This window comes from Actinomadura geliboluensis, from assembly GCF_005889745.1.
In the GTDB taxonomy this organism is placed as follows: Bacteria; Actinomycetota; Actinomycetes; order Streptosporangiales; family Streptosporangiaceae; genus Spirillospora; species Spirillospora geliboluensis.
In genome coordinates this window covers 1-7,394 of sequence record NZ_VCKZ01000432.1, presented here as the reverse complement: position 1 = coordinate 7,394, position 7,394 = coordinate 1, and the positions used below count along the sequence as shown (strand labels likewise).

The window sequence follows — 7,394 nt, the reverse complement described above, 5'->3', positions numbered from 1 at the left end:
AGGTGTATAAGAGACAGCGTCGTACGGAAGCCAGTGGACGCGCGGGTCGCGGCGGAACCAGGACTCCTGCCGGCGGGCGAAGCGCCGCGTCGTCCGGACGGTGTCCTCCTTCGCCTGCTCCTCGGTGCACTCCCCCGCGAGGAACCGGAGCACCTGCGCGTAGCCGAGCGCCCGCCCGGCGGTCAGGCCGTCCCGCAGGCCCCGCTTCTCCAGCGCCCTCACCTCGTCGACCAGGCCCGCGCCCCACATCCGCTCCACCCGCAGGGCGATGCGCTCGTCCAGGGCGTCGCGCGGGACGCTCACGCCGATCTGCAGGGCCGAGCCGTACCGGTACCGGTGCTCGGGCAGCGTCGCGGTGAACGGGCGGCCGGTGATCTCGATGACCTCCAGGGCGCGGACGATCCGGCGCCCGTTGCTCGGCAGGATGGCGTCCGCGGCGGCCGGGTCGAGGCCGCGCAGCCGCTCGTGCAGCCCACCGGGGCCGACCTGCGCCAGCTCCACCTCCAGGCGCGCCCGGATGGCGGGATCCGTCCCGGGGAACTCCATCTCGTCGAGCGCCGCGCGCACGTAAAGGCCCGACCCGCCGACCAGCACCGGCAGCCGGCCCCGGCCCCGGACGTCCGCGATCGCGTCCGCGCTGAGCGCCTGGTACTCGGCGACGCTGGCCGTCTTCACCACGTCCCAGACGTCCAGCAGATGGTGCGGGACCCCGCGCATCTCGGCCGCGGGCAGCTTCGCGGTGCCGATGTCCATGCCGCGGTAGAGCTGCATCGAGTCGGCGTTGACCGCCTCGCCGTCCAGCCGCAGCGCCAGTTCCACGGCGAGGTCGGACTTCCCCGCGGCCGTCGCCCCGACGACCGCGATCACATAGGGAGCATTGGGTGAGGTCACGGGATTGATTGTGGCAACAGAACGGGTATGGGCGGGGGGTACGGGTGTGCGTGCCAACCGCGCCGCACCGATCGAGACGAGGGATCCAGGGGGATCGGGAATGTCCATCGTCGACAAGGTCAAGCAGATGCTCGGGCAGCACTCCGGCAAGGCCAGGCACGGCGTCGAGCGCGCCGGGGACATGATCGACGAGCGCACCGGCGGCAAGTACGCCGACAAGGTCGACAAGGTCCAGGAGAAGGCCGGCGACATGCTAGACCGGGAAGGCGGCCAGGGCGGCGGCACCGGCCGGCAGGGCCAGGGCGGCCAGGGCGGTCAGGGCGGTCAGATGGGCCAGAGCGACCAGGGCGGTCAGATGGGGCAGGGCGGCCAGCCCGGCCAGGGCCAGGGCCCCTCCTAGCCGGCGCGGCGGTCCGGCCGCGACCAGGCCGCCACGAAGTAGCCGACCCCGTAGGGCGCGTCGTCGGCGAGCAGTTCCCCGCCGAGACCGGGCGAGTCCGAGGCCGCGCCCGCCAGCACCTGCCACGCCGCACGCCCTGCCGCCTGGACGTCCCGGGAGAGCCCGGGGTCCAGCGCGGCCAGGGCGGCGGCGTCAGCTGTGCCGAGAGCACGTGCCACGCCCTCATCGTGCGGGCGCGCGCGCACATCGAGATACCCGGGTGCCTTCTCTGAACGGCACGCCGACCCGTCCCCCATCACCAGGAGCGCCACACGGTCGGCCGCCCCTGCCAGTTCCCTGCCGAGCGATAGGCAGGCCTCCGGCTCGGCGTCGAAGGCCACGGCGTGATAGCGCGCGCGGGCGGCGAAACCCTGCCGCTCCAGCAGCCACCGGCCGATCGTCAGGGAGAGCGGGAGCGCATCCGCCCCGTCCACGGGTTCGCGTGGGCTCGTCCAGTCGAGCCCGTACGGCCTGAGGGATGCGTAGGCGTCCGGGCCGTAGGGCCGCGTCTCCGCCCCGCCCCCGACGACGGCCAGCACGCCCGCGTCGCCGAGGAGCCCGACGGCCCGGTCGCAGGCGGTGCGCAGCGCGTCGAGCTCCGACGCCGCCTCCCCCGCCATCTCCGGGACGAGAACCGGCGGGTGCGGGCACACCGCCGCCGCTACGAGCACACTGCCTCCTTGGACGGGGTAACACCGCGCCTTGGGACCGGTAGACCGCGAACGGCCGTGAGAGCCGCGCTCAGGAGCAGCCGTGGCCGGACGGCGCGGCCGGTGCCGGCGCGGGCCGTCCGATCGAGGGCATGCCCAGCGCGACGCCCTTCGGACCGCCGCCGTTCCCCTGGCGAGCCTCCCACGCGTCGCCCGCCCGCGTGCGGCGGACGTCCAGCACCGGCTTGTCGGCGACCAGGTGGTGCGGCGCCGCGTAGGTGACCTCGACGGTGACCATGTCGCCGGGCCGGACCGGCTGCTCCGGGGCGCCGAAGTGCACGAGGCGGTTGTCGCGCGCGCGGCCGGACAGCCGCCGGGTCGCCTCGTCCTTGCGGCCCTCGCCCTCCGCGACCAGGACCTCCAGCGTGCGGCCGAGCTGCTTCTTGTTCTCCGCCCAGGAGATCTCCTCCTGGAGGGCGACGAGCCGCTCGTACCGCTCCTGGACGACCTCCTTCGGCAGCTGGCCGTCCATGGTCGCGGCCGGGGTGCCCGGCCGCTTGGAGTACTGGAACGTGAACGCCGAGGAGAACCGGGCCTCCCGCACCACGTGCAGGGTCTCCTCGAAGTCGGCCTCGGTCTCGCCGGGGAACCCCACGATGATGTCGGTGGTGATCGCCGCGTCCGGGATCGCCGCCCGGACCTTGTCGATGATGCCGAGGTAGCGCTCCTGCCGGTACGAGCGCCGCATCGCGCGCAGCACCGCGTCCGACCCGGACTGCAGCGGCATGTGCAGCGACGGCATCACGTTCGGCGTCTCGGCCATCGCCGCGATGACGTCGTCGGTGAAGTCCTTGGGGTGCGGCGAGGTGAACCGGACCCGCTCCAGGCCCTCGACGCCCCCGCAGGCGCGCAGCAGGACCGCGAAGGCGGACTGGCCGCCCTCGGTCATGGCGCGCACCTCGTCCGGCGCCGCCGACAGGGCGCCGAAGCCCGAGCCGTAGGCGTTGACGTTCTGCCCGAGGAGGGTCACCTCCAGGACGCCCTCGCCGACGAGCGCCTCGACCTCGGCGAGGATCTCACCGGGGCGGCGGTCCTTCTCCTTGCCGCGCAGGGACGGGACGATGCAGAACGTGCACGTGTTGTTGCAGCCGACGGAGATCGACACCCACGCCGCGTACGGCGACTCCCGGCGCGTCGGCAGCGTCGAGGGGAAGGTCACCAGCGACTCTTCGATCTCGACCTGCGCCTCGCTCTGCACGCGGGCCCGCTCCAGCAGCGCGGGCAGCGACCCGATGTTGTGGGTGCCGAACACCACGTCCACCCAGGGGGCGCGCTTGACGATGGTGTCGCGGTCCTTCTGCGCGAGGCAGCCGCCGACGGCGATCTGCATGCCCGGATGGCCGTCCTTGACCGGCCGCAGATGGCCGAGGTTGCCGTAGAGCCGGTTGTCGGCGTTCTCCCGCACCGCGCAGGTGTTGAACACCACCACATCGGGCTCGGCGTCCCCGGCGCGGACGTACCCGGCCGCCTCCAGCAGCCCGGACAGCCGCTCGGAGTCGTGGACGTTCATCTGGCACCCGTAGGTACGGATCTCGTACGTGCGGGCGGCCGTCTCCATTGGCGCACTCATGACGGTAACCAAGGGTACGGGCCCGTCCCGCCGCGATGGAACGTCCGGCCGCGGCGGCCCCGGCGAACGGCCTGCTTCCGGGGGCCGGGGCGCACCCGCGGACACCCCGCTCCGACCAGCCCAGATGATCACTCTCCGCCATGATGGACCCCGTCCGACATGGGGATTCGTGATCGGATCGGTACCGCTCGGCAACTTTCAGGCGCCCGGCCATGACGTAAAGTCCGTCCGCATGACGGACAGCGAAGGCGAGCTCGACCTCACCAAGGACGAGCCCGAGGACTCCGTTCCGGAGCCGGCCCCCGCGGCGGGCGACCGGGCTCTCGTCGTGGTCGAGAACGTCAACAAGCACTTCGGCGAGCTGCACGTCCTCAAGGACATCAACCTCACGGTGAACTCCGGCGAGGTCGTCGTCGTCATCGGCCCCTCCGGGGGCGGCAAGTCGACTCTCTGCCGGTCGATCAACCGGCTGGAGCCCATCGACGGCGGGAAGATCCTCGTGGACGGCAAGGAGCTCCCCCAGGAGGGCAAGGAGCTCGCGAAGCTCCGCGCCGACGTCGGGATGGTGTTCCAGTCGTTCAACCTGTTCGCCCACAAGACGATCCTCGAGAACGTCACGCTCGGGCCGGTGAAGGTCCGCAGGCAGGGCAAGCAGGAGGCGCAGAAGCACGCGATGGAGCTGCTCGACCGGGTCGGCATCGCCAACCAGGCCGGCAAGTACCCGGCGCAGCTGTCCGGCGGGCAGCAGCAGCGGGCGGCGATCGCGCGCTCCCTGGCGATGAAGCCCAAGGTGATGCTCTTCGACGAGCCGACCTCGGCGCTTGACCCGGAGATGGTCAACGAGGTCCTGGACGTCATGACGGGGCTCGCCCGCGAGGGCATGACGATGATCGTCGTCACGCACGAGATGGGGTTCGCGCGCCGCGCCGCCCAGAAGGTCGTGTTCATGGCGGACGGTCAGATCGTCGAGGAGAACACCCCCGACGAGTTCTTCACCAATGCGCGCACCGACCGCGCGAAGGACTTCCTTTCCAAGATCCTCACGCACTGAGCCGCGGGGCTCCGGCAGAGAGCAGAGGTAGGACGAGAAATGCGAGTACGTCGTTTCGGCGCCCTCATCGGGGCGGGGATGGCGCTGTCCCTGGCGCTCAGCGCGTGTGGCAGCGACACCGAGAAGACCGAGGCCAAGACGGTCGTCCAGAAGGCCAAGGACGACAAGAAGCTGACCATCGGCATCAAGTTCGACCAGCCGGCGCTCGGGCTGAAGAAGCCCGACGGCACCTATGACGGCTTCGACGTGGACGTCGCCAAGTACGTCGCGCAGAAGCTGGGCGTGCCGGAGAGCGGCATCACCTTCAAGGAGACGACCTCCGCGAACCGCGAGTCGTTCATCGGCGGCGGGCAGGTCGACCTGATCTTCGCCACCTACTCCATCACCGAGGCGCGCAAGCAGCAGGTGACCTTCGGCGGTCCCTACTACGTCGCGCACCAGGACACGATGGTGAAGGCCGACAACACCGACATCAAGAAGGCCGCCGACCTCAAGGGCAAGAAGCTCTGCAAGGCGGCCGGGTCGAACTCGTTCCGCCGCATCACCGAGGGCCCGCCGGACGGCAAGCTCAACATCAAGGGCGTCACGCTGGTGGACGCCGGCAGCTACTCCGAGTGCGTGAGCAAGCTGAAGTCCGGCGCGCTGGACGCGGTGAGCACCGACGACCTGATCCTGGCCGGCTTCGCCAACCAGCAGAAGGGCTCCTTCAAGGTCATCAACGACCCCTTCACCGACGAGAAGTACGGCGTCGGCATCAAGAAGGGCGACACCGAGACCTGCGAGGCCGTCAACAAGGCCATCACCGAGATGTACTCCGACGGCACCGCCAAGACCCTGCTGGAGAAGCACTTCGCCGGCACCGGGCTGAAGCTCGTCACGACCGCCCCGCAGATGGAGGGCTGCTCCTGACCGGGGGCCGCGCCTGACGCCCGCCGCGCCGGCGCGTCCCCGGGAGCGGCTCCCGGGGACGCGCCGGTCCGGCCTGACACCGCCGGCCGGGCTCGACACCGCTGGCCCGACACCGCTGGAACGCCATGAAACAGCTGAGCAATGTTTGACTTCAGCCCGTTCTTCGACAGCTTCGACGAGATCCTCCAGGGATTCTGGGCGACGATCCGCCTGGCGGCCGCCGCGGCGGTGCTCTCCCTCATCATCGGCACGGTCCTGGCGAGCTTCCGCGTCGCCCCCGTGCCGGTGCTGCGCGCCTTCGGCACGGGCTACGTCAGCATCGTCCGCAACACGCCGCTGACGCTGGTGCTGCTGATGTGCAGCTTCGGCCTCAACGACACCCTCGCGCTGCAGTTCTCCTCGATCCCGTCGGTGACCTACTACTGGTGGGCCGTCCTCGGCCTGTCCGCCTACACCGGCGCGTTCGTCTGCGAGACGCTCCGGTCCGGGATCAACACGGTCCCGCTGGGCCAGGCGGAGGCGGCGCGGTCGGTCGGCCTGACCTTCACCCAGTCGCTGCGCATGATCATTCTGCCGCAGGCGTTCCGCGCGATCATTGCTCCGATGGGCAGCGTCCTCATCGCGATGATCAAGAACACCACGGTCGCCGCGGCGGCCAGCTACGCCGAGGTCGCACTGGTCACCAAGACGATCGTCGACAAGCCCACGTTCTCCAACGGCGTCATCCCGCTGTTCCTCGGCGTGGCCGTCGGCTTCCTGATCCTCACCCTGCCCACCGGGTACTTCTTCGGCTGGCTGGCCAAGCGGATGGCGGTGGCCCGATGAGCAAGGAAGCTACTGTTCTCTTCGACATTCCGGGGCCGCGGGCGCGCGCGCGGAACAGGGCGCTGGGCATCGCCGTCACGGTGGGGCTCGCCGCGATCCTCGCCGCGCTGGTCTGGCGGCTGGCCGCCAAGGACCAGTTCGCCGGGAAGTACTGGACGCCGTTCACCGAGTGGACGGTCTGGCGGCACCTGATCATCCCCGGCCTGCTGAACACGCTGAAGGCCGCCGCCGTCGCGACCGTGCTGGCGCTGCTGTTCGGCATCGTGTTCGGCCTGGCGCGGCTCTCCGAGCACTGGTGGATCCGGGTCCCGGCGGGCGCGGTGGTGGAGTTCTTCCGCGGCATCCCGCTGCTGATCCTGATCTTCCTGGCGTTCTTCGTCCCGAACAAGATCAGCCCGCAGATCGCCGAGTCCCAGTTCGGGCAGTTGCAGCGCGTCTCGGTGGACTACTTCTTCTCGATCTTCGGGGTGGAGAGCAACGCCGGCGTCGTCACCGTCCCGGCGTTCGCCGCGGTCGTGTTCGGCCTCACCATGTACAACGGCTCGGTGCTCGCCGAAGTCGTCCGGGCGGGCGTCCTGTCGATCCCGAAGGGCCAGGCGGAGGCCGCCTACTCGATCGGGCTGCGCAAGAACGGAGTCATGCGGCTGATCCTGCTGCCGCAGGCCATCACCGTGATGATGCCCGCGATCGTGAGCCAGATCGTCGTCCTGCTCAAGGACACCGCGCTCGGGTTCATCATCGCCTACCCCGAGCTGCTGTCCGCGGGCTTCCGCCAGGTCCCCGCCAACTACAGCAACAACCTCCTGCAGGCCGGCATCGTCGTCGCGATCATCTACATCGCGATCAACATGTCGGTGAGCCGGCTGGCGACGTGGCTGGAGGCGCGCAGCCGCCGCAGCCGCAAGACCGCGGCCAAGACCATGGGCACGGGCGGGGCGCCGCCCGTCGCCGGGGTCGGGGTCGGCGAGCAGGCCGTCCCGTCGACCTGATCTCCACGGT

General features: G+C 70.6%; 8 protein-coding genes. 5 read left to right on the top strand and 3 right to left on the bottom strand.

Features of this window, described 5'->3' with window-relative positions:
• Positions 1-867 (bottom strand): tRNA (adenosine(37)-N6)-dimethylallyltransferase MiaA (gene miaA, locus ETD96_RS37525; RefSeq protein WP_138641258.1); only part of this gene is annotated, 867 nt, incomplete at its 3' end.
• Positions 868-991: 124 nt separating this feature from the next.
• Between miaA and ETD96_RS37520 the strand changes: the two genes are divergently transcribed.
• Positions 992-1,291 (top strand): antitoxin, encoded by a 300-nt coding sequence (locus ETD96_RS37520; RefSeq protein ID WP_138641256.1) that lies wholly within the window; start codon positions 992-994, stop codon positions 1,289-1,291.
• On the opposite strand, the gene ETD96_RS37515 is transcribed toward ETD96_RS37520, so the two are convergent.
• On the bottom strand, positions 1,288-2,001 hold the full coding sequence (locus ETD96_RS37515) for a class III extradiol ring-cleavage dioxygenase family protein (protein ID WP_138641255.1): 714 nt from the start codon (positions 1,999-2,001) through the stop codon (positions 1,288-1,290). The two genes, ETD96_RS37520 and ETD96_RS37515, sit on opposite strands and share 4 nt — an antisense overlap.
• A gap of 70 nt (positions 2,002-2,071) precedes the next feature.
• Entirely contained in the window at positions 2,072-3,610 is a 1,539-nt protein-coding gene (gene miaB, locus ETD96_RS37510; protein WP_205719646.1) for a tRNA (N6-isopentenyl adenosine(37)-C2)-methylthiotransferase MiaB, read from the bottom strand.
• A 328-nt stretch (positions 3,611-3,938) separates the two neighbouring features.
• Between miaB and ETD96_RS37505 the strand changes: the two genes are divergently transcribed.
• The 4 genes from ETD96_RS37505 to ETD96_RS37490 all read left to right on the top strand — a co-directional run bounded on the left by ETD96_RS37505 (position 3,939) and on the right by ETD96_RS37490 (position 7,384).
• Positions 3,939-4,661, top strand: coding sequence for an amino acid ABC transporter ATP-binding protein (locus tag ETD96_RS37505; protein WP_240808508.1), 723 nt, complete (start codon positions 3,939-3,941; stop codon positions 4,659-4,661).
• 39 nt (positions 4,662-4,700) lie between these two features.
• Entirely contained in the window at positions 4,701-5,570 is an 870-nt protein-coding gene (locus tag ETD96_RS37500) for a glutamate ABC transporter substrate-binding protein (RefSeq protein WP_138641253.1), read from the top strand.
• Positions 5,571-5,711: 141 nt separating this feature from the next.
• A complete protein-coding gene (locus ETD96_RS37495) occupies positions 5,712-6,395 on the top strand; it encodes an amino acid ABC transporter permease (protein WP_138641252.1) in 684 nt (227 codons plus the stop codon).
• Positions 6,392-7,384: an amino acid ABC transporter permease gene (locus ETD96_RS37490; RefSeq protein WP_138641251.1), complete on the top strand. Its 993-nt coding sequence runs from the start codon at positions 6,392-6,394 to the stop codon at positions 7,382-7,384. The genes ETD96_RS37495 and ETD96_RS37490 overlap by 4 nt, the downstream gene beginning before the upstream one ends.
• Positions 7,385-7,394: the final 10 nt, after the last annotated feature.

What these genes read in the sequence shown, in the direction of transcription:
- ETD96_RS37520 (WP_138641256.1), top strand. Translation starts at nt 992, where the DNA reads ATGTCCATCGTCGACAAGGTCAAGCAGATGCTCGGGCAGCACTCCGGC.
- miaB (WP_205719646.1), bottom strand. Translation starts at nt 3,610, where the DNA reads ATGAGTGCGCCAATGGAGACGGCCGCCCGCACGTACGAGATCCGTACC.
- ETD96_RS37500 (WP_138641253.1), top strand. Translation starts at nt 4,701, where the DNA reads ATGCGAGTACGTCGTTTCGGCGCCCTCATCGGGGCGGGGATGGCGCTG.
- ETD96_RS37495 (WP_138641252.1), top strand. Translation starts at nt 5,712, where the DNA reads ATGTTTGACTTCAGCCCGTTCTTCGACAGCTTCGACGAGATCCTCCAG.
- ETD96_RS37490 (WP_138641251.1), top strand. Translation starts at nt 6,392, where the DNA reads ATGAGCAAGGAAGCTACTGTTCTCTTCGACATTCCGGGGCCGCGGGCG.